This window comes from Ensifer sp. Root127, from assembly GCF_001425225.1.
Taxonomy (GTDB): domain Bacteria; phylum Pseudomonadota; class Alphaproteobacteria; order Rhizobiales; family Rhizobiaceae; genus Ensifer; species Ensifer canadensis.
In genome coordinates this window covers 118,888-143,688 of the sequence record NZ_LMDX01000001.1, presented here as the reverse complement: position 1 = coordinate 143,688, position 24,801 = coordinate 118,888, and the positions used below count along the sequence as shown (strand labels likewise).

At 60.8% G+C, this 24,801-nt stretch carries 24 protein-coding genes and 1 tRNA gene; 12 read left to right on the top strand and 13 right to left on the bottom strand.

All coding sequences use genetic code 11. From position 1 onward, the window contains the following. Positions 1-105 precede the first annotated feature (105 nt). Positions 106-819, bottom strand: coding sequence for an HAD family phosphatase (locus ASD03_RS00680; protein WP_057211439.1), 714 nt, complete (start codon positions 817-819; stop codon positions 106-108). 278 nt (positions 820-1,097) lie between these two features. Here ASD03_RS00680 and ribH point away from each other — a divergent pair, with 278 nt between their 5' ends. The 4 genes from ribH to ASD03_RS00660 all read left to right on the top strand — a co-directional run bounded on the left by ribH (position 1,098) and on the right by ASD03_RS00660 (position 5,610). Further along, complete coding sequence (gene ribH / locus ASD03_RS00675; RefSeq protein ID WP_025426527.1) at positions 1,098-1,559, top strand: 6,7-dimethyl-8-ribityllumazine synthase; 462 nt, start codon at positions 1,098-1,100, stop codon at positions 1,557-1,559. Next, complete coding sequence (gene nusB / locus ASD03_RS00670; RefSeq protein WP_025426528.1) at positions 1,556-2,038, top strand: transcription antitermination factor NusB; 483 nt, start codon at positions 1,556-1,558, stop codon at positions 2,036-2,038. The genes ribH and nusB overlap by 4 nt, the downstream gene beginning before the upstream one ends. A gap of 31 nt (positions 2,039-2,069) precedes the next feature. Beyond that, positions 2,070-3,275 carry an MFS transporter gene (locus tag ASD03_RS00665; protein WP_038576864.1) on the top strand — a complete coding sequence of 402 codons (1,206 nt, stop codon included), beginning with the start codon at positions 2,070-2,072 and terminating at the stop codon, positions 3,273-3,275. A gap of 199 nt (positions 3,276-3,474) precedes the next feature. Then, positions 3,475-5,610, top strand: a complete 2,136-nt coding sequence (locus tag ASD03_RS00660; protein ID WP_025426530.1) for a sodium-translocating pyrophosphatase — start codon at positions 3,475-3,477, stop codon at positions 5,608-5,610. A gap of 70 nt (positions 5,611-5,680) precedes the next feature. Here the strand turns inward: ASD03_RS00660 and ASD03_RS00655 are convergent, their stop codons facing one another. After that, positions 5,681-6,187, bottom strand: coding sequence for an outer membrane protein assembly factor BamE (locus ASD03_RS00655; RefSeq protein ID WP_025426531.1), 507 nt, complete (start codon positions 6,185-6,187; stop codon positions 5,681-5,683). A gap of 138 nt (positions 6,188-6,325) precedes the next feature. Here ASD03_RS00655 and ASD03_RS00650 point away from each other — a divergent pair, with 138 nt between their 5' ends. From ASD03_RS00650 to ASD03_RS00625, 6 genes are all read left to right on the top strand, one after another. After that, positions 6,326-6,865 (top strand): ubiquinol-cytochrome C chaperone family protein, encoded by a 540-nt coding sequence (locus ASD03_RS00650; RefSeq protein WP_025426532.1) that lies wholly within the window; start codon positions 6,326-6,328, stop codon positions 6,863-6,865. 98 nt (positions 6,866-6,963) lie between these two features. Then, the gene (locus ASD03_RS00645) at positions 6,964-7,515 is read left to right on the top strand and encodes a DUF177 domain-containing protein (protein WP_025426533.1); all 552 of its coding nucleotides are present in this window, start codon (positions 6,964-6,966) and stop codon (positions 7,513-7,515) included. A 201-nt stretch (positions 7,516-7,716) separates the two neighbouring features. Beyond that, on the top strand, positions 7,717-8,775 hold the full coding sequence (gene plsX, locus ASD03_RS00640) for a phosphate acyltransferase PlsX (protein WP_025426534.1): 1,059 nt from the start codon (positions 7,717-7,719) through the stop codon (positions 8,773-8,775). 4 nt (positions 8,776-8,779) lie between these two features. Further along, positions 8,780-9,751, top strand: coding sequence for a beta-ketoacyl-ACP synthase III (locus tag ASD03_RS00635; protein ID WP_057211437.1), 972 nt, complete (start codon positions 8,780-8,782; stop codon positions 9,749-9,751). 92 nt (positions 9,752-9,843) lie between these two features. After that, entirely contained in the window at positions 9,844-10,182 is a 339-nt protein-coding gene (locus ASD03_RS00630; protein WP_025426536.1) for an integration host factor subunit alpha, read from the top strand. 139 nt (positions 10,183-10,321) lie between these two features. Then, on the top strand, positions 10,322-10,858 hold the full coding sequence (locus ASD03_RS00625) for a MerR family transcriptional regulator (protein ID WP_025426537.1): 537 nt from the start codon (positions 10,322-10,324) through the stop codon (positions 10,856-10,858). Positions 10,859-11,267: 409 nt separating this feature from the next. Here the strand turns inward: ASD03_RS00625 and ASD03_RS00620 are convergent, their stop codons facing one another. Continuing rightward, entirely contained in the window at positions 11,268-11,501 is a 234-nt protein-coding gene (locus ASD03_RS00620; RefSeq protein ID WP_025426538.1) for a hypothetical protein, read from the bottom strand. A gap of 344 nt (positions 11,502-11,845) precedes the next feature. Between ASD03_RS00620 and ASD03_RS00615 the strand changes: the two genes are divergently transcribed. Further along, positions 11,846-11,922: transfer RNA gene (locus ASD03_RS00615), tRNA-Pro, on the top strand. Positions 11,923-12,032: 110 nt separating this feature from the next. Here ASD03_RS00615 and ASD03_RS00610 read toward each other — a convergent pair. The 7 genes from ASD03_RS00610 to ASD03_RS00580 form a co-directional block, all read right to left on the bottom strand. Beyond that, positions 12,033-12,875 (bottom strand): glycosyltransferase family 2 protein, encoded by an 843-nt coding sequence (locus ASD03_RS00610; RefSeq protein WP_025426539.1) that lies wholly within the window; start codon positions 12,873-12,875, stop codon positions 12,033-12,035. An 11-nt stretch (positions 12,876-12,886) separates the two neighbouring features. After that, positions 12,887-13,942: a glycosyltransferase family 2 protein gene (locus ASD03_RS00605; RefSeq protein ID WP_081788848.1), complete on the bottom strand. Its 1,056-nt coding sequence runs from the start codon at positions 13,940-13,942 to the stop codon at positions 12,887-12,889. A gap of 122 nt (positions 13,943-14,064) precedes the next feature. Continuing rightward, the gene (locus ASD03_RS00600) at positions 14,065-15,255 is read right to left on the bottom strand and encodes a glycosyltransferase (protein ID WP_225906178.1); all 1,191 of its coding nucleotides are present in this window, start codon (positions 15,253-15,255) and stop codon (positions 14,065-14,067) included. Beyond that, positions 15,252-16,496 carry an O-antigen ligase family protein gene (locus tag ASD03_RS00595; RefSeq protein ID WP_025426542.1) on the bottom strand — a complete coding sequence of 415 codons (1,245 nt, stop codon included), beginning with the start codon at positions 16,494-16,496 and terminating at the stop codon, positions 15,252-15,254. Before ASD03_RS00595 ends, ASD03_RS00600 begins: the two co-directional genes overlap by 4 nt. Next, positions 16,493-18,055: an undecaprenyl-phosphate glucose phosphotransferase gene (locus ASD03_RS00590; protein WP_057211436.1), complete on the bottom strand. Its 1,563-nt coding sequence runs from the start codon at positions 18,053-18,055 to the stop codon at positions 16,493-16,495. The genes ASD03_RS00595 and ASD03_RS00590 overlap by 4 nt, the downstream gene beginning before the upstream one ends. A gap of 56 nt (positions 18,056-18,111) precedes the next feature. Beyond that, positions 18,112-19,284 carry a glycosyltransferase family 4 protein gene (locus ASD03_RS00585; protein ID WP_025426544.1) on the bottom strand — a complete coding sequence of 391 codons (1,173 nt, stop codon included), beginning with the start codon at positions 19,282-19,284 and terminating at the stop codon, positions 18,112-18,114. Positions 19,285-19,289: 5 nt separating this feature from the next. After that, positions 19,290-19,865 (bottom strand): polysaccharide biosynthesis/export family protein, encoded by a 576-nt coding sequence (locus ASD03_RS00580; RefSeq protein WP_025426545.1) that lies wholly within the window; start codon positions 19,863-19,865, stop codon positions 19,290-19,292. Between the two features lie 206 nt (positions 19,866-20,071). Here ASD03_RS00580 and ASD03_RS00575 point away from each other — a divergent pair, with 206 nt between their 5' ends. After that, positions 20,072-22,267, top strand: coding sequence for an exopolysaccharide transport family protein (locus tag ASD03_RS00575; RefSeq protein ID WP_025426546.1), 2,196 nt, complete (start codon positions 20,072-20,074; stop codon positions 22,265-22,267). Between the two features lie 24 nt (positions 22,268-22,291). Here ASD03_RS00575 and ASD03_RS00570 read toward each other — a convergent pair whose 3' ends face one another. From ASD03_RS00570 to ASD03_RS00560, 3 genes are all read right to left on the bottom strand, one after another. After that, entirely contained in the window at positions 22,292-23,464 is a 1,173-nt protein-coding gene (locus ASD03_RS00570) for a GNAT family N-acetyltransferase (protein ID WP_244445405.1), read from the bottom strand. A 213-nt stretch (positions 23,465-23,677) separates the two neighbouring features. Further along, the gene (locus ASD03_RS00565; RefSeq protein WP_057212390.1) at positions 23,678-24,421 is read right to left on the bottom strand and encodes a metallophosphoesterase family protein; all 744 of its coding nucleotides are present in this window, start codon (positions 24,419-24,421) and stop codon (positions 23,678-23,680) included. Between the two features lie 16 nt (positions 24,422-24,437). Next, complete coding sequence (locus ASD03_RS00560) at positions 24,438-24,650, bottom strand: DUF2842 domain-containing protein (protein ID WP_025426549.1); 213 nt, start codon at positions 24,648-24,650, stop codon at positions 24,438-24,440. Positions 24,651-24,801 lie beyond the last annotated feature (151 nt).

Below are 24,801 nucleotides of genomic sequence, written 5' to 3'. Positions count from 1 at the left end.
ATTTTTGGTCTGCCGACAATCGGTCAGGTGTCCGGCGGCGGCCATTCGTTCTTACGGGAAAATTTGCATTCGAAACGTGAAGAAAGGCGCGTGGCAATTCTGTCTTCAGGCAGGGGCATGGGCGCCTCGCGAATGGTTGAGGAGCGCGTGGTGAACCTGGCCGAGGTGGGCGGCGACATTGACGCAAAGGCTGCGGATCTCTTCCGTTGCCGCCAGCAGATCCGGCACCATGATCGTCATCATGCCGGCCGATGATGCCGAGCGCACGCCGTTATGGCTGTCCTCAAGCGCAAGGCAAAGCTCGGGCGGGACATCGAGCCGCCGAGCAGCCGTCAGGAAAGGTTCGGGATGCGGCTTGCCCAGTTGGTAGTCGCCGTGAGCGACGACGACAGGGAAGCGGTCGAACAATCCATGAAGGCCGAGGTTTCGCTCGACATCGTGATGCTCTGACGATGTGGCGATCGCAAAGGGAATGCCGAGGTCTTCCAATAGGTCGATGAGTTCGACCACACCCGGCTTCAACCGCAGTTCGGTCGTTGTCAGGGTATGGAAGGTGGCGGACGCCTGCCGCCAAAACCCGTCGAGATCGAAGTCTGCTCCGAAATGTCTGCTGAGTGATTGTCGCGTCGCTTCGCCGGAAAGCCCTATGGTCGCGAGATAAAGCGACAGCGGCATGATCTGCCCGAGCGCCTGCGCAGTCGTAAGCATCGCGTCGCGATAGAGTGCCTCGGTATCGAAGAGCAGGCCGTCCATGTCGAAGACGACGGCCTGAGGCATACTGGGCAGACGAATAGATATCGACGGATCGACATCATGCATTAGGGACAACCTTCGCTCGACTTCCATTGTCCGGGCCGGCTTTCTCTCCGGCCAGGCGTTGTGTAAGGTTTGATTATTGTCATTGTCGGCAACGCCTGGCTACCCCCTCAAGCGTGACACAAGCGTACCGCCCCATCTGGAGCGGGCAGGGCGCTACCGGCGTGCGACGCGGCAAAAGGGCGCCGAGAGCGGAATTTGCTTGCCATTCGACGCCGGTCATGGTTTGACCGCCGCCTCAGCCGGTCGCACCGGCGCAGAAATCTCAAGACAGGTGACCCATGGCGAAGACCAAGGCTGCCCACATCCTGATTGTGGAAGCACGCTTCTATGACGATATGGCCGACGCGTTGCTCGATGGCGCCAAACATGCGCTGGATGCAGCCGGCGCGACCTATGATATCGTGACAGTTCCCGGCGCACTCGAAATCCCGCCGGCAATCGCCATGGCGCTCGATGGCGCGGACGACGGCGGCACGGGCTACGACGGCTTCGTCGCGCTCGGCATGGTCATTCGCGGCGAGACCTATCATTTCGATATCGTCGCGAACGAATCCTCGCGTGCGATCATGGACCTCGCCGTCAGCGAAAGCCTTGCCATCGGCAACGGCATCCTGACGGTCGAAAATGATGATCAGGCCTGGGCGCGGGCGCGCCGGTCGGAAGGCGACAAGGGCGGCTTTGCAGCGCGCGCTGCGTTGACGATGATTGAACTGAAGAACAAATTGGGCACGGAACAGTGACGAACACCCCCTCGGATCAGCCGTTGAAACAGGCTAACCAACGCGGCGCGGCGCGTCTCGCGGCCGTGCAGGCGCTCTACCAGATGGATATCGGCGGCACCGGCGTGCTCGAAGTCGTCGCTGAATACGAAATGCACCGCCTCGGCCAGGAACTGGACGGCGATACCTATCTGAAGGCTGATGCGTCCTGGTTCCGCTCGATCGTTGCAGGCGTCGTGCGCGATCAGCGCAAGCTCGACCCGCTGATCGGCTCGGCATTGCAGGACGACTGGGCGCTGTCGCGGCTCGATTCCACCGTTCGTGCCATCTTGCGCGCCGGGACATTCGAGATGCTGGAGCGCAAGGACGTGCCTGTTGCGGTGATCGTCACCGAATATGTCGAAATTGCCAAGGCTTTCTTCGGAGACGACGAGCCGAAGCTGGTGAACGCCGTTCTTGACCGAATTGCCCGGCAGGTTCGCGGCGAACCCAAGAAGTAGCGCGGCCATGGTTGCGGCTGCCGTCGATGATATGGGCTCTGCCCTTCGCGAAGCGCGCCGCAACGTTTTCCTTCTAACGGCGGCGCAGGCGATCCTTGGCGTCGTCGGCCCGATCTGTTTTGCCGTCGGCGGCGTTGCCGGCTATCAATTGCTGGCAGACGACAAGTCGCTGGCGACAGCACCTCTGACTGCCTACAACGTCGGCATGGCGCTCGGTGTCATTCTCGTGGCAACGCTCTCGCGCCTCATCGGCCGACGCTTCGCCTTCATGGTCGGCACCGGGATTGCGTCGGTAGGCGCCGCAATCGCCGCGGTTGCGCTGTTCCGCGAGAGCTTCTGGCTCTTTGCCTTCGGTCTTGCCATTCTCGGCTCCTCCAACGGGTTTACACAAAAGCTGCGCTTCGCGGCCGCCGATGCTGCGCCGTCCTTCTACAAACCGAAGGCGATATCGTGGATCCTGGGCGGCGGCATCGTTTCCGCGATTCTCGGCCCACAGATCGTCATTTTCGCCGGTGATCTCTTCGCGCCCGTTGCCTTTGTCGGGGCCTTCATCGCCTTGCTGCCGGTCTGCCTGCTGGCCGCATTCTTCTTCGCGCCATTGCGTCTGCCGGAGCAGGGGACCGTGGCTAGCGAGCATCATGGCCAGGCCGCCCGCTCGCTCAGTGAGATCGTTCGCAACCAACGCTTCATCACCGGCATGGTCTGCGGCATATCCAGCTACGCGCTGATGACATTCATGATGACCGGTGCACCGGTCGCCATGGTCGTCGGCTGCGGCTTTTCCACCGAGCTTGCCACGCTCGGCATCCAGTGGCACGTGCTCGCAATGTTTGCGCCCAGCTTCTTTACGGGGTGGCTGATCACACGCTTCGGCGCCGAGCGCATCGTCGCCTGCGGGCTGCTGCTGCTCATGGCCTGCGCGGCCGTCGCCCACATGGGTCTGGAACTCTGGAACTTCTGGGGCGCTCTGGTGCTTCTCGGTCTGGGCTGGAATTTCGGTTTCATCGGCTCGACCGCCATTGTTGCCGGCAGTTATCGCCCACAAGAGGCCGACAAGGTGCAGGCCTTCCACGACATCATCCTCTTTACCACCGTCGCGCTCTCGTCCTTTGCCTCTGGCAAGGTTCTCTCGGTCTATGGCTGGGATATGCTGAACGCCGTCGTCTGGCCGGTGACATCAGTCTGCCTTCTTCTGCTCTTCTTGCTGATGCGTACTCGTCCCAGCGTTGCGGCCTGAGCCACCGCTTTTCTCCAAAATCTTCCGTTCGCAAAGGTCCGCCGGTAGTTAGTTTTCCGGGGCTTGACGATCTTTCGTTGCAACCGCACTCTGGCCGCGCCGTGAGGGGTGCTGCTTGAGGAGGTGGTGCGTGATTCGCGGATTTGAGGGGCCTGCGGCCGGGAGTGAGTCCGCGGGTTGAAACGGAGGGTAATGCGAAATGACCATTTTGTTGGGCGTTATCGCATGCGGGTTGCTCGCGGTGGCTTATGCCATCTGGGCAACACGGTCGGTGCTTGCCGCCGACCAGGGGAACGCCCGCATGCAAGAAATCGCAGGCTACATTCGTGAGGGGGCGCAGGCCTATCTCACACGTCAGTACAGAACCATTGCCATCGTCGGCGTCGTCGTTTTCATCGGCGCCTGGGTTCTACTTTCTTCCGCAGCCGCGTTCGGCTTTCTCGTTGGGGCAGTGCTTTCGGGCGCTGCCGGTTTCATCGGCATGCACATTTCCGTTCGCGCAAACGTGCGCACCGCGCAGGCGGCTTCGGTCAGCCTCGCATCCGGCCTCGATATTGCCTTCAAATCCGGCGCGATCACCGGCCTTCTCGTCGCAGGCCTCGCCCTGCTCGGCGTATCGGTCTATTACCTCATCCTGACAGCAGGTCTGGGTCACGAGCCCGGTTCGCGTGAAGTGATCGACGCGCTGGTGGCGCTCGGCTTCGGCGCATCGCTGATCTCGATCTTTGCCCGTCTCGGCGGCGGCATCTTTACCAAGGGTGCTGATGTCGGCGGCGACCTCGTCGGTAAGGTGGAAGCCGGAATCCCGGAAGATGATCCGCGCAACCCTGCGACGATTGCCGACAACGTCGGCGATAATGTCGGCGACTGCGCGGGCATGGCGGCCGACCTGTTCGAAACCTACGCTGTCTCGGTGGTCGCAACCATGGTGCTGGCTTCAATCTTCTTTGCCGGCACGCCAGTGCTCTCGACCGTGATGGCTTACCCCCTGGCGATTTGCGCGACCTGCATCATCACCTCGATCATCGGCACCTTCTTCGTCAAGCTCGGCAGCAACAACTCGATCATGGGCGCTCTCTACCGCGGCCTGATCGTGACGGGTGCGCTGTCGATCGTCGGCCTGGGTGCGGCCACATCGCTGACGATCGGCTGGGGTTCGATCGGCACCGTCGCGGGCCAGGATATTACCGGCTGGAACCTGTTCCTGTGCGGTATCCTCGGCCTCGTGGTCACCGCATTAATCGTGGTCATCACCGAATACTACACTGGCACCAACAAGCGCCCGGTGAACTCCATCGCGCAGGCGTCGGTCACCGGTCACGGCACGAACGTCATCCAGGGCCTTGCAGTCTCGCTGGAATCGACGGCATTGCCGGCGATTGTCATTGTCGGGGGCATCATTTCGACCTACCAACTGGCCGGCCTGTTCGGCACCGGGATTGCCGTAACCGCGATGCTTGGCATTGCCGGTATGATCGTTGCACTCGACGCCTTCGGTCCGGTGACGGACAATGCGGGCGGCATCGCGGAGATGTCGCATCTGCCACCGGAAGTGCGCAAGTCTACCGACGCGCTCGATGCCGTCGGCAATACGACGAAGGCCGTAACCAAGGGCTATGCCATTGGCTCGGCCGGGCTCGGCGCGCTGGTTCTGTTTGCGGCCTACGCCAACGACCTCAGCTACTTTGCCGCCAATGGCGACAAATATCCGTACTTCGCTGATGTCGGTCAGATCTCCTTCGATCTCTCGAACCCCTATGTCGTTGCCGGACTGATCTTCGGCGGCCTCATTCCCTATCTCTTCGGCGGCATCGCGATGACGGCCGTCGGGCGTGCGGCAGGTTCGATCGTCGAGGAAGTGCGCCGCCAGTTCCGCGAAAAGCCGGGTATCATGGCCGGCACGGAAAAGCCGGACTATGGTCGCGCGGTCGACCTGCTCACCAAGGCGGCGATCCGCGAAATGATCGTTCCGTCGCTGCTGCCGGTTCTGGCGCCGCTCGTCGTCTATTTCGGCGTGCTGTTGCTGTCCGGCTCGAAGGCATCCGCTTTCGCGGCACTTGGCGCGTCGTTGCTTGGCGTGATCGTCAATGGCCTGTTCGTGGCGATCTCGATGACCTCGGGCGGCGGCGCCTGGGACAACGCCAAGAAGAGCTTTGAGGACGGTTTCGTCGACAAGAACGGCACTCGGCACCTCAAGGGCTCCGAAGCGCACAAGGCGTCGGTGACCGGTGATACTGTCGGCGATCCCTACAAGGATACGGCAGGCCCCGCGGTGAACCCGGCAATCAAGATCACCAACATCGTGGCGTTGCTGCTTCTGGCAGTCCTTGCCTGATCCTATCCCCAAAACGCAAAAGGCCCGCGGAACATCGTTCCGCGGGCCTTTTCTTTGCGATCGGGTGAACTTAGTTGCCGAAGTCCTTGAACAGGCTTCGCGCTGCAGCCTGTCCGGCGCCGGGGCCGGTCAGCAACTGGCCGAGGAAGCTCGTTTCCTTGCCGCCGGTCGGCGTCGTACGCGTCAGCATGTCGAAGACCTTGCCGTCCTTGAGCGTGTAGTGCGCGAGCTGGCTGACCGTGCCTTCCTTGTCGAAATAGACGGCAAGAATCGACTGGTCGACGAGCTGCGGCTTCATGAACGCGACAGGCCGTTTGCGGGTCTGCGAGATGTAGTAGAATACCTCGTTGTCGAAGGTCGCGGTCGTCGACGGTGTGCCGAGCGAAAGCATGACCTGTTCACGGCTGGAACCGACCGGAACGAGATTTAGCGTTTCCTGGTCAACCACATAACCCTGGTGGAGAACTTCACCGACATTAGCGGACTGGCAGGCGGAGAGAGCAATGGTGCTAACAGTCGCTACGGCCGCAACTCGGCCTAGGACCTTCAAATTTGTTCTGAAAAACCGCTTCGTCAACGACAGCTCCCTTTGGAGTAACGATGGCATATCCGCCATTGCAATTCGTGCATGCTTCGGTAAACCAGCTTCGGCTATCATGCAACAACGTCATGGGCGCTTGCGCGCATTTCGAGAAAGCCAAAGCTGGGCTTTGTGATGATTTTTGGACTGTTCAAAAGAAAAAGCGGCAATATTGCGATTGTCGAACGGCAATATGCATTGTTGACCGCGGCGGCACGTCAGCCGCACCTCTATACGGACCTCGACGTGCCCGACACGGTGATGGGGCGTTTCGAGATGCTGTCGGCCGTGCTGATCCTTTATTTCCGGCGCACGCGCGGGTCGGCGCGCGCCGGCCAGGAGATCGCTCAGGAGATCGTCGACGCCTTCTTCGAGGATGTCGACCATTCGATCCGCGAGCTTGGCGTCGGTGATGCCGGCGTGCCGAAGAAGATGAAGAAGCTGGCCGGAATGTTCTATGGCCGGCTCGAATCCTATGCGGCGGCACTCGAAGGTCGAGATGCGTCCTCGCTTGCTGCGGCGCTGAAGCGTAACTTCTATCCGAAGGGCGATCAGGGTGAGCCGGGGATGGATGGCCTGGCTGCCTATCTCCTCTCTGTCGAGGAGCGGCTCGCGACTGAACCGGAAGAGCGCGTCGAAACCGGCCAGTTGCGCATCCCCACCGCCGGAGAGTAAGAGACGCCATCGATGCCCGTGCGCCCTTGAACCTGGCGTGCGGCACTATCCGCGAAGAGCGTGCCGGCAACGGCGCCCGCGCGAGGAAGGATCTGATCATGAAAGACGATAGCCGACCGGCATTCTCCTACCCGGTGAAGGTCGGGCATATCTCGGCCAATGCCGTGACCGTGCGGCTCTCGGCAAACGAGAGCGAACGGCAAGCGCTTGCCGAACTCTGGGATGTGCGCGAAGTCCTGTCGCTTTCAGCGGATCTGCAGATCGCGCGCTGGAAGAAGGACGGTGTCAAGATCAAGGGTGACGTTACCGCTCGGATCGTGCAGTCCTGCGTCGTGACCCTCGAGCCAGTCGAGGCCGATATCAAGGAATCCATCGATTCTATCCTCGTACCGGAAGGATCGAGGCTCGCCCGCCAGGCCAGCAATGATGGCGGTGAGATGATCCTCAGCCCCGACGGCCCCGATATCCCCGATACCTTTACCGGCGACACGATCGATGCCGGCGTCGTCGTCAGCGAGCATGTGGCGCTGGCGATCGAACCTTATCCGCGCAAACCGGGCGTGACTTTCGGTGCGCGCATCGAAAGCACGGCGGCCGACGACGAGAAGCCGAACCCGTTTGCAGCGCTGAAGGACTGGAAAAAGGACTGAGGCCGCCAAAGCCTCCCCTACAATTCGGTTGTCACGCGGGCGAAAAGCAGTATTTTGGCCCGACTCCGGCCAAATGAGCCGCCGCAGCGACCTGCCGCGTGCCTGGCTCAAGCGTCAGAAGCAATATGTATCGTCGTTGCGTTCGAAAGCGTGCGCCACGGCAGCACGTGTTGTGTGGCAGGAAAAAAGGATAAGACACGCGTGGTCAGAATTTCTCTTGACGTGATGGGCGGCGACTATGGTCCTGAAGTCGTCATCCCGGGCGCCGCACGGGCGCTTGAACGTCATCCGGACATAAGGTTTGTCCTGTTCGGCATAGAAGCGCAATGCGCTGATATCTTGGCCAAACACCCCAAGCTCAAGGCCAATAGCACCTTCCACGATTGCGAGATCGCAGTCGCCATGGATGAGAAGCCGAGCCAGGCGCTGAGGCGCGGCCGCGGCAAGTCGAGCATGTGGCGGGCGATCGATGCGATCAACGCCGGTGAGGCCGACGTCGTCGTCTCGGCCGGCAATACCGGCGCGCTGATGGCCATGTCGGTCTTCTGCCTGCGCACGATGCGGGGCATCCAGCGCCCGGCGATCGCCGCGATCTGGCCGACGCTCAAGGGCGAGAGCATCGTGCTCGACGTCGGCGCCACCATCGGTGCCGATGCGCAGCAGCTCATGGATTTCGCGCTGATGGGCGGCGCCATGGCACGAGCGTTGTTCGAGATAGAACGCCCGACCGTCGGCCTGCTCAATGTCGGCGTCGAAGAAATCAAGGGCCAGGAAGAAGTCAAGGAAGCCGGGCGCCTCATCCGTGACGCCAATATCGAAGGCTTCGATTATTACGGTTTCGTCGAAGGCGACGATATCGGACGCGGCACCGTCGACGTAGTTGTCACCGAGGGCTTCTCCGGCAATATCGCGCTCAAGGCCGCCGAAGGAACGGCGCGACAGATCGCCGAATATCTCCGCGCGGCCATGTCGCGCACGCTGATGGCCAAGATCGGCTACATCCTGGCCAAAGGTGCCTTCGACCGCCTGCGCGAAAAAATGGACCCGCGCAAGGTTAATGGCGGCGTCTTTCTCGGCCTCAATGGTGTCGTGATCAAGAGCCATGGTGGCGCCGATGGCGAGGGCTTTGCGGCCGCTATCGACGTCGGCTATGACATGGTGAAAAATGGCCTGAAGGCGAAGATCGAGATCGATCTGGCGAAGTACCATGGCGCCGAGCCGCCGAGCGCGCTTCCCGCCGGCATGAATGATGAGGTTTGAATAAATGATCCGTTCCGTCGTTCGCGGCTTCGGTGCAGCGTTGCCGAAGCGCATTGTCACCAATCAGGAGCTGGAATCCAAGGTCGATACGTCAGACGAGTGGATCGTGCAGCGCACCGGCATCCGCCAGCGCTACATCGCCGGCGAAGGCGAAACCACGGCGTCGCTTGGCGAGGCCGCTGCACGCGCAGCACTGGACAATGCCGGGCTGACGGCGGCTGATCTCGACCTGATCATTCTGGCGACGTCAACGCCAGACAACACCTTTCCGGCAACTGCGGTCAACATTCAGAACCGGCTCGGCATGCACCATGGCGCGGCCTTCGATCTGCAGGCGGTCTGTTCGGGCTTCATCTACGCGGTAACGACGGCGGACGCCTATATCCGTGGTGGGCTGGCAAGGCGTGTTCTGGTGATCGGTGCCGAGACGTTCTCACGCATTCTCGATTGGTCCGATCGCACGACCTGCGTGCTCTTCGGCGATGGCGCTGGCGCGATCATCCTGGAAGCCCAGAAAGGCGAGGGCACGATTGCCGATCGCGGCGTGCTCACTGCCAAGTTGCGCTCCGATGGTGCGCATCGCGAAAAGCTTTATGTCGATGGCGGACCATCGACAACGGGTACCGTCGGCCATCTCAAGATGGAAGGCCGCGAAGTCTTCAAGCATGCCGTCGGCATGATCACCGACGTGATCGAGGCCGCCTTCGAGGCCACGGGAACGACGGCGGAAGACATCGATTGGCTCGTGCCGCACCAGGCCAACCGCCGTATCATCGATGGTTCGGCCAAGAAGCTCGGCATCCCGCTCGATAAGGTTGTGGTAACGGTCGATCTCCATGGCAACACCTCTGCCGCGTCCATTCCGCTGGCTCTGAACACCGCGGCGGCGGACGGCCGGATCAAGAAGGGCGATCTCGTTCTGCTTGAAGCCATGGGGGGTGGCTTCACATGGGGCTCCGTTCTGATACGCTGGTAAAAAATGCTGAGGCAACGCAGGCGCTTGACCGCAAAAGGCAAGGGCAATAGTCTTCGGTCGCTGATCGGCGTGCCAGACATCGGTGGGGGAAGATGAGCGGAAAAACAGTAACACGAGCAGACTTGGCTGAGTCGGTTTTTCGCAAGGTGGGTCTGTCTCGTACAGAGTCTGCCGAGTTGGTGGAAACCGTCATTGACGAAATATGCAACGCAATCGTGCGTGGCGAGAGTGTGAAACTATCCTCCTTCGCGACCTTTCAAGTTCGCGATAAGAACGAGCGCATCGGCCGCAACCCGAAGACCGGTGAGGAAGTGCCGATTTCGCCGCGGCGGGTGATGACCTTCAAGGCGTCTAACGTCCTGAAGCAGCGGGTGTTGAAATCGCATCTGAGCCGCAAGGCCAAGCTGAAGCCGGCCTCTCCCGTATCGTAAGCGGAGGTCGGCAACCACAATGTGGTTGAAAACCCATCCATAAGCCGTTGAAATGGAGCCGATTCGTGCGATCATCGCACGACATCGGTTCATTGCGCTTAGGCTTGCCCTGAGTCGCATGACATGGAATGGGAACGAAATGGAAAAAAGCCCCGACGCTTTTCGCACCATCAGCGAGGTCGCCGACGATCTCGATCTGCCGCAGCACGTCCTGCGCTTCTGGGAAACACGCTTCCAGCAGATCAAGCCGATGAAGCGTGGTGGCGGCCGGCGTTATTATCGCCCTGAAGATGTCGACCTGCTGAAGGGCATCCGTCACCTGCTCTATGATCATGGCTACACGATCAAAGGCGTGCAGAAGCTGCTGAAGGCCAACGGCAACAAATTCGTGGCGGCGATCGCCAGCGGCGATCTGGCGACGGTTGAGGCCCTGGCCGCCTCGAGCAACGAGGAGCCGCTACCGCCGAAGGCCGGCTTGTCCGACGAGGATCAGATCGTCGGTCGCGCCAAGGCGCCAGCCAGCCGCCGCTTTTTCTCCTTCGGTGGCGGCAATGACGACGTTCCGGAAATCTCTCTCGGCAAGTCCTCCTCCGTCGGCAAGGAAGATCGGGCGCTGCTTCAAGAGGCGCTTTACGATCTCCTGGAATGCAAGCGTTTGCTTGATCAGGCGCGGTAACTGGCGCCTGCTGATTCGGCAGCGAAGGTTGCGCGTCGGCGAGGCAGAGGCGCAGGCCGCGAAAGTAGAGGGGCTGTGCAGGTCACGCCGGAGGATTGCGGCAACTACGCCGGTCCCGAGCTGATGAAGCACGCCTCGATCCTGTCGCATAGTCGAATCACTTCACCGATGCAGGTGCGCGCTAAGGGTGTTCTTTGGGTGTCCTTTGATGGACTGCACAACTCCTTAAATTGACGGTGATTCAAGGGGGCTGCGGCGGGCCTTTAGCCGTGACTCATTCGACGTACACCCGTCGGCGTTCGCCTGAGAGCGAGAGCTGATCGCAAAGGGACCCCAGGGCCTGAGCTATTTTGCGCGAGGTCCTGATGGTTCTGGAAGATCGCGGATAGGCGGAAAGCGGTCCTGCATGTCAGGCAGCGTTCAGATCCGCAATCTCGCCGAACTGGACCAATAGGCGAGGGCTACTCATGTCGCCGCTTTCTTCGTCCACCTGGACAGCATAGGCGGCGACGCCGACATGCCTCGGCGCCATAGCCGCCGCAACCTTCTCTGCCCCAGCCGCGGTCGTGGCGGCACGCATCTCGCCGGGCGCGAGCCCACCGCGAACGCGTTTAAAGGGCATGATGATAAATTTCTCTGACATGGCAAAGCCTCCAATTTGTTCTACAAATGTTCTGATGCTGGTCAGAAGTCAACGGCTTAATTCTGCGGGAGACCAATCGCTCGTTTGCGCTGCAGAAAGACGGGCCTAGCTGGGTTGCCAGCCCTGTGAAGGGAGGGGCGAAGCGGCGGTGTGGCGACAACCGTTGCCGGCAGTGACCGCCGCGTTCACATGGAGTGTATTCTAGACCGACAATCGCAAAGTTTTGACCTGTGGGACTTCTCGTCCCATTTTCCACTTATCCACGCCGTTTGTTCCTTTTTCCTGCCGGGCCCGAAATTCCCGCTTGCGCTCTAAGCGTTGAGAATATAGGGATTTCCTCGGTCCGGAGCGTAGCGCAGCCCGGTAGCGCACTTGACTGGGGGTCAAGGGGTCGTGGGTTCGAATCCCGCCGCTCCGACCATTTCAATCACCAAGCCCCCAAGGGGTGATTGATAAATTCCTTCGTTTGTTGATTTTCCGTTGTCGCCAACTAGGCGGCTATACGGCGCCGCCAACTCACCCGTCTGAGCGTCAGAGGCCGAAAATCCGATACCTGGTCTTACGCCTGGCATCGTTCCAGCACATGCGGAATAGCATCAATCGGCTGTAGAGGGATGCGGGAGGAAGCTTGTCTTTGAGCTTGTAGCAGCCGATCGTGTATTGCCAGCGAGCTCGAATTTTTGCTGTGATGGATGTCACCATGTATTTTTTGTCCGAACCGGATCCCTCGGTGAATTCGTAGACAGGGCCGTCGGTGTAGGCGACGAGGTCGCGAACGACGAACTCCGTGACGACATAGGAGCTGAGCGCCCAGACCGCGCCTTCGTGCCACCGCTTGAGAACGATCTCGTCGGCTGCAGCAGACCGGAAGACGCCGTAGATCCACTCGGACGGATACATGAGATTCCGCGGGGCTCGGCCGCGTACGTAGCGTTCCTTGAAACGGAAAATGTCCTGGTTCGGCTTGGCGTGTTTTACTTTTGTGCCGTCGACGCGCTCGACGTTGCCCACGGCCAGCATTTTACTTGGATCCGCATCCAGCGATGCGACGAGTTCCTGCAGGAAGTCGGGTGTTGACGTGTCGTCGCACGCGCGAAGGCAGAAGTATTCGCCTTCGCATGCGCCTATTCTGAACGCCTTGGCAAATTGCTCGAGCGCGCTCAGAAAATTGGCGTTCTGAATAACGGAAAATCGCGGATCCCTTGCGCAAAATGCTCTGGCGATCTCTAAGGTGTCGTCGGTCGAGCCATTTTCCAGGATAAGTGCCCTGAAATCGGACAGGGATTGGTCCGCAATGCTCTGCAGACTTCGCTCAAGCGTTTTTGCGCCGTTGTGGACCGGAAAGACGACGACGATCTTGGATTTTTCAGGCATGGCTACACGTGTTACCGTCTGGGCTCAGTTGGAGCAATTGGCGTAATGAAGCCAAGGTCGAGCAACTGCTGCGAGCCGGTAAACTTCAATGAGTCGTCGGACTGTAGCTGCAGCGTCCCTTTTTTCGCGATGACATCCGTCATCTTCGAATACGCAGCCGCATTGTCGAAATATTGCCCGTCGCGTGCAGCCTCCGTTATTTCCTTCTCGTAGTCTGAGAAAAACTTGAAGTGGAGCAGGGCGCCCATCATGCTCGCGAAGTTTCTCCGATATGGAAGCGGTTGATGTATGCTGGGGCCGAAGCGACAGTCATCGTCCCAGTATATCAGGGGGTACTTGATGAGTTCGAGGTCTGCGTCGAATTCTCGTTTGCGCGCTCCGCCCTTGATTGAAATCGCCCGTTTGGTTGTAGACAGCGTGTACCCGGAGCTATCGAGGTGGTCCGCGATTTCCCAAGGCGCGCGCGAGCTCAGCAGATTGGCGTCCGCTTTAGATAGGTCGATGGGATACATATCGAGCATGGGCGCCGGCAGTCTCAGCGCGCCTGCCTTTTCAAGACAGTGTATAACAGACCAGAGTGTCCTGGTTTCGAACCCGTCATAGACGAGGAATTCATCGGAATCGACATTGACGTACCACCTTGGGCCGCCATAGAGGCCCAAAAGTGTCTCGCGCCATGCTCGGCCGCGGCGTGCGTCCTTGTAGCGGACAGGCGAAACCCACAGGTCCACATCGTCCTGTTTGAGGAGGAATTCTCTTGTTCCGTCCGTGGAGACGTCGTCCACGCAAATGAAGCGCGTTACACCTAGCTGCCGATAGTGCGAAAGGAATGCGGGAACCAGCTTTGCGTCGTTGTGCGTCAGGAAAACAAGCGGAAGTTCGTCGGGATATAGTGACGTTTGGCCGTGATGACTGACGCAACGCAGGCTAACGGATGTCGCTTTGCGCCGTTCGCGCCGTTCGACCTTCAGCGTTTCATACCAAGTGGAGAGACGCTCCAGTACCCCCCTGTCAGCGATCGAAGTCGCGTCGGCTTGAGCCCTGAAGGGATAGTTGATTTCGGCCATTCCCGCCCCAGTATAGCTTCCAGATATTATTTCGACTTAGATGAAAAGCTACGGTTTCGCAATGTTTGCGGTATGCCTACATGTCGTCATGCAGGTCGTCGTCCCAAAACCGTGTTATGTAATCAGGCGGTTACCCTGATACGTCGTCGTTCCGCCAGCTTCCAATAGAGCATCTCGGTTTGGTCGAGCATCGCGTCGAGCGTGAAGCGCTCCTTGAGGCTGTCGGCTGCCGCCGCGAGCTTCCTGAAGGTGGCTGGCGTAGCGGACGCAGCCATAGTCTTGGCAAGCTCCGAGATATCGTCGGTATTCTGCACGATGAAGCCGTTGTGACCATCCTCGATCACGGTTCGTGCGCCGCCGATATCGCTGGCAATGATCGGCTTTCCGGCCGCCGCCCCCTCCAGCATGACGTAGGACATCGCCTCGTAGCGGCTCGGCATGACCAGCACATCGAAGGCAGGGGCCGCTTGCGGACCTGTGAATGCGGATGTCAGATGCATCCGGTTCTGTAGGCCGCTCTCGGAAATGGCGGTGCGAACCGTGCCTTCGAGCTCGCCGGCGCCAACCATGACGAGATGACTGTCTTTCACCGTCGCGGCGATGTTCTTAAAGGCGGCAACGAGCCGTTCGGGTGCCTTCTGCGCGGTCAGCCGGCCGATGAACCCGAAGACAAATGCGTTCGGCGCAATGCCGAAACTAGCCCTTATGGTCGTTGCCATATCCCGTGAGGGCGGAGCAACGCCATTGACGATCACCGACATCCGCTCCTCCGGCATGTATAGCGAAACGGCGTGGGAGCGCTCGTCGTCGGACACACAGATGAGATGGTCGGTATAGAACCAGGCGAGACCCCATTCGATCGCGCCATAGATCAGCCTGCCGCCGCGTCCCAGTGTCGGATCCAGCGTACGGAAAGCGTGCGGCGTGTAGATGCGCGGCAAATGGCGACCGGGCAAGCGCAGGCGCGTCAACGCTCCGGCCTTGGAGCTGTGGCCGTGAACGATATCGAAAGGGCCATGATCGCGCATAATACGACGCAGCGTCAGGAAGGCTGGGATATCGGTGGGCCCTGGGGCACGCTTCATGTCGACGGCGTGAACAGCGGGAAGGCCAATAGCCTTCAGCTCGCGCACGAAACTTTCCTCGGCTCGCACCGGTGAGTAGACCGCCTCGACGTGATGCCCGCGGAGATGCATGCCGCGGCAGAGATCGATGAAATGCCGGCCCGATCCGCCACCGCTCGGCTCGAGGACTTCGAGCAGGCGCAGCGGCGCGGCGGCGGGGCGATTTGGCAAAGGATATTCCATGTTCATTGCTGCCATCCGGCCCGCATTGTTCGACGATGGCGGTATTCGAGGGCGGCACATCCCCAGATGATGCCGAGAAGCATGTAGAAATGACGCCAGTGATCGGTATCGATGACATTGCCGACGCCCACATGACCGATCAGCGCGACCCAGGCGATCATCAGATAAACCTGCCAGGGGCGCTCGAGCAGCAGGAAGCGGAAACCGAGCGACAGCGTCCAGATGATAAGCGTGACGTAGCTGACGAAACCGAGCCAGCCGTAGGATGTCAGCGACTTCAGCCAGACGTTATGTTCGTCCTCGGGAAAGATCGTGCTGAAGACCATCGGACCGATGCCGAGCGGTTTCTCCATCGACATCAGGAAACCGATGCGGTGACGGTCGAAGCGGCCGAGGTGGCCGCCGTCATAGTCCTGCACGAGCTGCGAGCGGCTGGAAAAGAGCGTTGCCACCTGCTCCGATTGCAGCGCGGCCAGCAGGGCGCCGACAACAAAGACACCGCCGACCAGGGCGACGACGAGGATGCGCAGGCGGAAGAGGCCGTTGCGCTCCTTGAGCAGCATCACGAAGACGAAGGCAACCACGCAGAAAAGGTTGAGCGCCCATGCAGCACGCGAGAACGACAGGAACACGCCGAGCGCCAGCACCAGAAGCGCGGCGATCTTGGGCGGGGCCTTGTGGATCGGCTGCGTCAACAACCCGTGGATTAGATAGAGTGCGGGAACCGACAGGAATGGGCCGAACACGTTCGGGTCCTGGAAGGCGCCTTTGGCCCGGTCGTAGAGTGTGAAGTTTTCAGCGCCCGGGATTGCGCCGAAGTAGCCGAGAATACCAAGCAGGGCGGTCAGGACGGCAGCCGTGACCCAGGCGTTGAAGATCAGCCGGAGCCGCTGATAGCGATCCTCGATGATGGCGGCGTAAAAGACCGCCGACAGCGCCAGAAATCCGGAGACCGCCATGTACATCGGCCCCTTGGTCAGGTCGACCATCGTCATCAGCGACAGGATCCCGCCGATCATGAACAGGGTGAGCAGAGTAAGAAGCGGCGCGACATAGCGCGAGATTTTCAGGCCGAAGAGCGCCCAGAGCCCAATGAGGACCACCAGGAATAGCTCGTAGGGCGCTGGTTCGGCAATCACGAAACCCGACAGAAACACCACAAGCGCAACCAGCCATGAGCCGAAGAGCGAAAGCGCGGCGAGCTGGGGTCTAAAGACGATCGGCGGTGGTGTGTCGACGGTGCTCAATAGGCATTTTCCGTGTTGAGCAGCCGGAACGGTGTCAGGAACAGGATCTTCAGGTCGAAGAGCAGCGACCAGTTCTCGATGTAGTGGAGGTCGAAGGCCGTGCGCAGGCGGATCTTGTCGTCACTGTCGATCTCGCCGCGCCAGCCGTTGATCTGCGCCCAGCCGGTGACCCCGGGCTTGACGCGGTGACGGGCGAAATAGCCTTCGACGACGTCGGAATAGGTGCGGTTCTGCGTCTGCGCTAGCACGGCATGCGGGCGCGGGCCGACGAGCGAGAGCTCGCCCTTGAGCACGTTGAAGATCTGCGGCAGTTCGTCGATCGAGGACTTGCGGATGAAACGCCCAACCGGCGTGACGCGGGGGTCGCCCTTCGTCACAGCGTTGCGGGCGCTCGGGTCGCTCAAATGCGTGTACATCGAGCGGAACTTGTAGACCTCGATGGTCTCGTTGTTGAAACCGTGGCGCTTCTGCTTGAAGATGATGGGGCCGGGCGAGGTGGCTTTGACCGCGATCGCAGCCCCCAGCATCACCGGCCACAACAACACCAGGGCGACGATGCTGAAGAAGATGTCGAAGCCACGCTTGGCGACGGAATCCCAGTCTGCGATGGGTTTGTCGAAGATATCCAGCATCGGCACTTCACCGACGTGGGAATAACTGCGCGGCCGGAAGCGCAGGTTGTTGGCGTGCGCTGCAAGACGGATGTCGACCGGCAGTATCCAGAGCTTCTTCAGGAGCTGCAGGATGCGTTTCTCCGCCGTCAACGGCAGCGAGATGATCAACATGTCGATGCGCGCCAGGCGCGCGAATTCCACCAGCTCGTCGACCGTTCCGAGCTTGGGGTAGCCGGCGATGACATTCGGAGACCGACGTTCGTCGCGATCGTCGAAGATGCCACAGATCCTGATGTCGTTGTCGGTCTGATGTTCGAGTGTGCGGATCAGATCCTTGGCCGGCTGGCCGCCGCCGACGACGACGGCACGACGCTCCATCGTTCCGTTGCGGGCCCAATGCCGGATGGAATAGGCAATGAATGCGCGTTCTGCCACGAGGAAGAGCGCACCGGCGACGAACCAGCCGCCGAACCACACACGCGAATATTGATGACCGGACTTTAGAAAGAAAAGCGCGATGGCAATGCCGCCGAATGCGATCGCCCAAGAGGCGAGGATACGCGGAGTAAAGCGCAACCAGGCGCGAAGAGCAGGGACCTGGTAGGTGTCGGCGATCTGCATCGCGGCAACGGCTAGTGCGGAGCCACCAACGAGGATCGTCAGGTAAAGCGGCAGCTGATCGAAGCCGGGCTGCACATAAAGCGCATTGATGGCATAGCCGATGGCGAACAGTGCGCAGAACTCGAAAAGACGCATCAGGCCCATGATCATGGCGGGCGAATAGGTGTCTGCGCGGAATTGTTCGGCAATCTGTCGGGCGAGGGGGTTGAGTTCCGTCGACGGTTCGTCACCGGCTTTTTCGTCCGGCGCACGGGTACGGATCTCCGAAATCTTCTTGCGAAGCGCTTCGGGGTCGAAGGCTTCCGACCGCTTAAACTCGTTCATGGCTTCCTTCCGGCACTGAAGTCCGCACGGGATAGCAGAAAGCCACTAAGAAACGCTTACGTTGCAACCTGAGGCCTTATCGGAGCCGATTGGTCCCGGCACAAATCCCGGTAGAGCCGCAGCACCTCCGCCGTCATGACCGAGGCCGCGAAGCGGGACTTGAATGTCTTCGGGTCGGGCATCACGCGCGCGGACCAGTCCTTCTCGACGATTGCAGAAGCCATGATCGTGGCAAGTGACTGCGCGTCTGCCGCTTCGGCAAGAGCTGCGCTGTGCTTGCCGAGGATTTCCGGTATGCCGCCGACGCGGCTGGCAATCACCGGCTTTTGCGCCGCGAGCGCCTCGAGCACGATATAGGGCATGGATTCTGCCCGGGATGGAATGACGATGTTTCGTGCCAGCGCAAAGGCTTCGCGGGCGTTCATGGCAGGGCGCATGGTGATCCGTCGCCCGAGGCCCTGCTCGAACGTGAGGTCGCGGTATTCTTGCTGCTGTGGGCCGTCGCCGACCATCAACGCCGAGAGCGGCCGCCCGACAAGCCGTTCCGTGCGGGCAAAGGCATCCACAAAAAGATCGGGACCCTTCAGGTCCCGCATCATGCCGATATAGAGGAAGTCGACCGCATCCGGCCGCGCCTCTACGGCCTCGAACTCGCGATCGTCGATGCCGTTGTAGATCAGCTCGTAGTGCTCGCGCGGCTCGCCGACCTTGGAAAAATAAGTCTGGCGCTCGAAGTCGCAGACGAAGACGAGCGCGTCGGTCAGGCGTTCCTGAAGCCGCTCCAGCGGGAAGACGATCCGCCCGACAAACGACTTCGGGCTGTAGTGGAGACTGCCACCGTGCGGGGAATAGAGGCGGGCTACGCGATACCTGTTGACCCGCAAGGCTGAACCGATGAGGCGGGCTATGGCGCCACCTTTGGCGCCGTGCCCATGCAGCACATCCGGTTGCAAACTTCTGATTTCCTTGTAACAGCGCCAGAGCGCGGCAAAATCCCTTGGGCCGATCGAGCGATGGATCGGCATGCGGACGAGGCCCAGCGCCAGATAGGGCCGGATTCCGTCGAAGAGCGAATCCTCATAGGATCCGCCAGTGGTACTGTCGCAGAGGATGCCGACCTCATGACCCGCCGCCGCGTGCGCCTCCGCCAGCTCGCGCACATGGCGGAAAATACCACCGACGGGCGATCTGAAGCAGTGAATGATGCGCAAGGGACGCTGCGGCTGCATCGAGATCAGAACAGCCGTTCGCGAATGTAAATCGTATCGCCAGCCAGTACGGCATCGGTAATCGGCACGCGACCGGTGATGATCCGGCCGTTGATTTTACGCGTGACGTCGGCGCTGGCCTGGTTGGCCCGCGGCGAGAAGCCGCCGGCAACCGCAATCGCGTTCTGTATCGTCATTCCCGGCACATAGGCATATTGTCCTGCCTGGCCGACTTCGCCCATGATGAAGACCGAGCGATAGCGATCGACTTCGATGGTGACATCCGGATCGCGCAGATAGCCCTGTTTCAACTTTGCGGCGATCATGCCTTCGAGTTCGGGCAGCGTGTGGCCGCGCGAGGCGACGGTGCCGATCAGCGGAAAGGCAACATAGCCTGCCTGATCGACCGTGTAGGTACCACTTAGGCCTGCCTGCTCGAATACGTTGATGCGCAGCCGGTCGCCGCTGTCCAGCCGATAGGGCTGGATCGTTGCTTCGCTGAACGCTTTGGGTGCCGGCTGATAGCTTGTGCAGCCGCCGAGCAACATCGACAGTGCTGCCACCGTAATAGCGAGACCCGTCTTCATACCTGCGGTTGACATGCTGCTCTTCGGCTCCGGAAACGACCACCTCTCTCGCCGTTATCGATCCGTTAGGGTTAATAGCTGGTAAACTCGCGGTAGAATTTTCAACGGGGGACCTGCGGCAGAGGAGGGGCGAAATCGCCCAGAGGTTGAGCAGCCATTAACCCTTGCGTTACCATGTTCATTTACCTTCCAGCGAGATTTTAAGGTTCGGAGCCAGAAGCATGTCGGGAAACGGCAGCGGACAACAGGATGTGGATATCGATCTCGGCGGGCTGTTCCGCGCCGTGTGGGATCGACGCGTCAAGGTATTGCTCGCCACTGCGTGTGTTGCAGCGCTCGCTTTCGGCGCCGCGAAGATGATCGCACCGGACTATCAGAGCGAGACGCGCGTCCTCATCGAATCGCGGGAGCCTGAATTCAGCGGCTCCAACCAGAACGCGCAGACAGGGTCCGACCGCGTCTTCGACGAATCCGGCATTCTGAGCCAGGTTCAGGTGCTGCGTTCGGCCGACCTGATCAAGCAGGTCGCGCGCAACATGAAGCTACACGAGCAGAAGGAGTTTGATCCTTCGGCCGCACCTTCGGCGGTTTCCGACCTGATGGTCATGCTGGGCCTGAAGAAGAACCCACTGGAAATGCCGCCCGAAGAGCGGGTGCTGAAGGAGTTCACATCGAAACTGCAGGTCTATCAGGTCGAGAAGTCGCGCGTGATCGCGATCGCCTTTACCTCGAAGGATCGACAGTTGGCGGCTGCGATCCCGAACGAGATGGCAAAGGTATTCCTTTCGCTGCAAAGCGGCGCGAAGCTCGACACCAATTCTGAAGCCAGCCGTTGGCTTGAGCCGGAGATCGCCAATCTGCGCGAGAAGGTGCGGGATGCCGAAGCCAAGGTGGCGGCCTATCGTTCGTCGTCCGATCTGTTGCCAACCGGCGAGACCACGAATTTCGCAACCCGGCAACTCACGGATATCTCGACCGAGCTGACCCGCGTGCGTGGCGAGCGGGCTAATGCCGAGGCGCGCGCCGAAGGTGTGCGGGCGGCGCTGGCGAGCGGCCGCGAGGCTGATACCATCGCCGACGTCGTTGGTTCGCCGATGATACAGCGCCTCAAGGAGACGGAAGCAAACCTGCAAGGGCAGGTGGCTGACCTTTCGACCACGCTTCTGGACGGCCATCCGCGGCTGAAGGCCCTGAAATCGCAGGTCGAAGGTATCAGGGCGCAGATCCGCTCAGAAACCCGCAAGATCCTCAGCAGTCTGGAAAACGAGGCGAAGGTCGGCGAGTTGCGCGAGCAACAGCTGACGCAGCAGCTCAACGCGCTCAAGGCCAAATCGGCCCAGGCCGGCGAGGAAGAGGTGGGCCTGCGTGCACTCGAGCGCGAGGCGACCGCCCAACGGCAACTGCTCGAGACCTATCTGGCGCGCTATCGCGAAGCGACGTCGCGCACGGTCGAGAATGCAACGCCCGCCGATGCGCGTGTCATTTCAAGCGCGGTCGTCCCCACCGGCGCCAGCTTCCCGAAGGTGATGCCGATCACCATCGTTGCGGCACTTGCGACCTTTCTTCTGAGCTGCATCATCATCATGCTCGGGGAGTTGTTCAGCGGTCGTGCACTGCGGCCGGTGTCAGTCGGTGCCGAGCGGCCGCCGGCACGTTCGCGGCCGGCCATTGCCGCCGTCGCTGCTGCTGCTGATGGTTTCGATGAGAAGAAGCTCAACATCTCGCCTGCATTGAACGACGCCATCGATCTGCCACCGTTGGCGCCACTGGCCGAGGACGAGACGGACGATGTTGTCGACGACCCGAGCGGCGAGACGGCCGAACCGGATTTCTCGATCGAGGCGGTTGCCGATCACCTGCGTGAAAACGCAGTGCGGATCGCAATCTCTGTTTCGCCCGGTGGCGACGAGGGGTCGACGGCGACGGTGATGCTGGCGCGTCTGATCGCGGAGGAAGATCGCAAGGTCGTGTTGATCGACCTCACAGGTTCGGCCTGCCCGACCCGCCTGATGGCGCGTTCGGCGCAACTGCCTGGCATCACCAACTTGCTGGCCGGCGAGGTGGCGTTCACCGAAACCATTCATGCCGATCGGTTCTCCGACGCGCACATCATTCCGCAAGGCGATGCCGATCCGCGGCTCGCAATGCGCGGCATCGAGCGCCTGCAGATGATCATCGATGCGTTGACCAATGCCTATGATCTGGTGCTGGTCGAATGCGGACCGGCCGACGAGGGAGCCGTCGACAAGATTGCCCGCCGCGACGGCGCGGAAATCATCCTGTCGGCGCCGGCGGTTAGCGAAGAGAGAATCATTGAAGTCCTGACCGGCTTCGGCGAGGCCGGCTACCGGGACATCGTGTTGATGACTGGGCGGGGTGAACCCGGCCCGGATTATCCCGACCGCCACGCGGCCTGAGCCGAGGCGCGCTAACGGCGCTGCTTATTCGCTATCGATCTCGCCGGTCTGTCGATCGGTCTTCCGCTTGCGGCTCCGCACCCGCTGGAAGAATGAATAGGCGGCCCTGTTGGCCTTGATCGCCACTTTCGCCTGCACCAATGCCCGGTGGTAGCCGGCTGCAAACCGGCCGCGCACCGTCAGCGGCAGGACGATGTCCCTGAGCGGCGTCTCGACTGTACACCACGAGCGTTTGTAGGGCTGGTCTCCGACGCCGAAGTCGAAGAGCGCCGCGCCCTCGCCGCAAAGCCTTTGGATCATTCTGTAGAACAAGAGCTCGCCCGGGCTGGCGTCGCCTGCCAATTCCTGGTCGATGGAGCCGAATTGACAGATGACATGATCGGCCTTTCGCGACAGACTGGCGACGGCCACAATCCGCCCGCCATGTTCGCCTTTAAGGCGGATGGCATTGAGTTCGAGCAGTCGTTCGTCAGCTGCGCCGCAACTGCCCGCGACTGCGTGAAAGAACGTTCTGGTCGGGGCGCCCTGAAAGACATCGGGAAGTCCGAGAGCTGCAAAACGAGTGGCCTTCTGGCGAAAAAAGACGTCGAGCAACGACCGCGCTTCGCAGGGATCCTGCGCAATGACGTAGTCGTACCCCCCGAGAGCCTCGAGCCGCCGCTCGGAGATCCGCATCTTCTTGCGCCGCCGTTTGGCATTGACCTGTGCCAGCGTGCGTTCGAAGCTCGAAAACAGCGGCAGCTGAAACGAGGAATTCTGGTTCTTGATGCCGGGTAGGTTCGCAAACGGGCTTGCGGTTCCGCGCCAGGCAAGCGGCGTCTTTTCGAGCGCCACGAGATCGACTTTATGGCGCAGCCGATGAGTGAGTTCGCGCGCCAGTCGGTCAGCGAAGTCGTTTCGGGGAAGGGTCAGCGCATCTGCCGCGAAAAGTCCGGTATTGAGATTGCTGTGGGGCGCACCGACAAACCGCGCCGTGTTGAACAGGCGACCGGGCACGAATTCAAGAGGCAGGATGAACAGCAATTCGCCATCAAGGGCGCCGCGAACGACCTGCAACTCGCTGTCATGAGCCTGCGCCCATGCCGCGCACCAGTCGTAGCCTTGATGCAGGGAGTTGAAAGACAGCGCTTCCAGCGACCGCCATTCCTGCTCCAGCGGCGCCATCGTATCATGGATGGAGATCTCGAATCGGCTCATGGCGGCATCAGACCGGGACGCAGCGTGTGCGTCTCGATGGCCCGGCCGGCCGATGGTCAGATCTGTGTTCGTCATCGGCAAGGCCGTCCGGATGCTGGTTGCGGCTGCCATTCAACGGCAACTCCGCTACAATCCGTTTAATTCCTGAAATATGACTGCGACCTCCGGGCAACAACCGGCGAATGCAGTTAGCAAAGCATGAAGCCCGGATTGCTACCCACCGAGAAAACCTGTTGCAAGAGCTTGCGCCCATTGCAGGCGGTTTCGCTGCGCGGCAAGCCTTGCCATCGTCTCGTGCTGGTAGGGAACTGTGCGGAACGTGACACTCCAATCATTGCCAACGCTTTCGACGATGGCGTAGCGCGCATCCGGCGAGCCGACTTCAACCTTGTGGGCGACCGGGCTGTCGGCGTCATATTCAGGGCAACCAACGCTGCCGGGGTTGACTACGAGCCGGCCGTCCGCAAGGCGGATCGCTCGGGGAGTGTGCGTGTGTCCGCAGAGAATGACTGGTTGCTTGATGCCTGTAGCGAGGACTTCGATGGCGCTGCGCGCTGCCAGATGGACCACGCCCTCCGCCGTCAATGCTTCGAGCCAGTACGCCTCGTCGCTCGCAGGCGTGCCATGGCAAAGAAAGAATGCATCGCGATAGACGAGGGTGGCCGGCAGGGTCGCTAGCCATTCAAGATGCCGAGGCTGCAATTCCGCATGGGCCGCGCGGTCGGACAACCCCATGCCGGTGGGATCGAGCGTCAGCAGGTATCGGTCATGATTGCCAGAGATCGAGGGGATGTTGCGCGCCATCAGGATATCGGCGGTGCGCGCCGCATTGAGCGGACCGCTGACATGGTCGCCGAGATTGACAATATCGGCGATCCCCAGCGCGTCGATATCGGCAAGCACCGCCTCGAGTGCAAGGTCGTTGCCATGGATATCGGAAATGATCGCAACCTTCATCGAGGTCCCCCTTGGCTCAGCGGTCTTTCGCCGGCTTTTCCATCCACTTGATGATCAGCATCGCCGGCAGCACCCAGAGCAGGCCGGTAAAGAAGAAGTACATCAGATGCACCCACCACGGCGCAGCGCCGAGCAGCAGTGACGCGAAGGTGACGGCGGCGAGCGCATAGACGATGACGAGGATGATGATCAGGATCGTACCGATCAGCTTTCTGAGACGTACGGGCATTTCAATTCTTTCAAATGGCGCGAGATCCGGCCGCGACGGCATGCCGCAAAGGGTTCGGCCTTGTTTTGCATGCCGCTCTGGTGCAAATCAACGGCTTTCCGGCAGGCGCGGCGATGAACCGCTCGCCGCCAACCCCGCGATACCAGAGGGA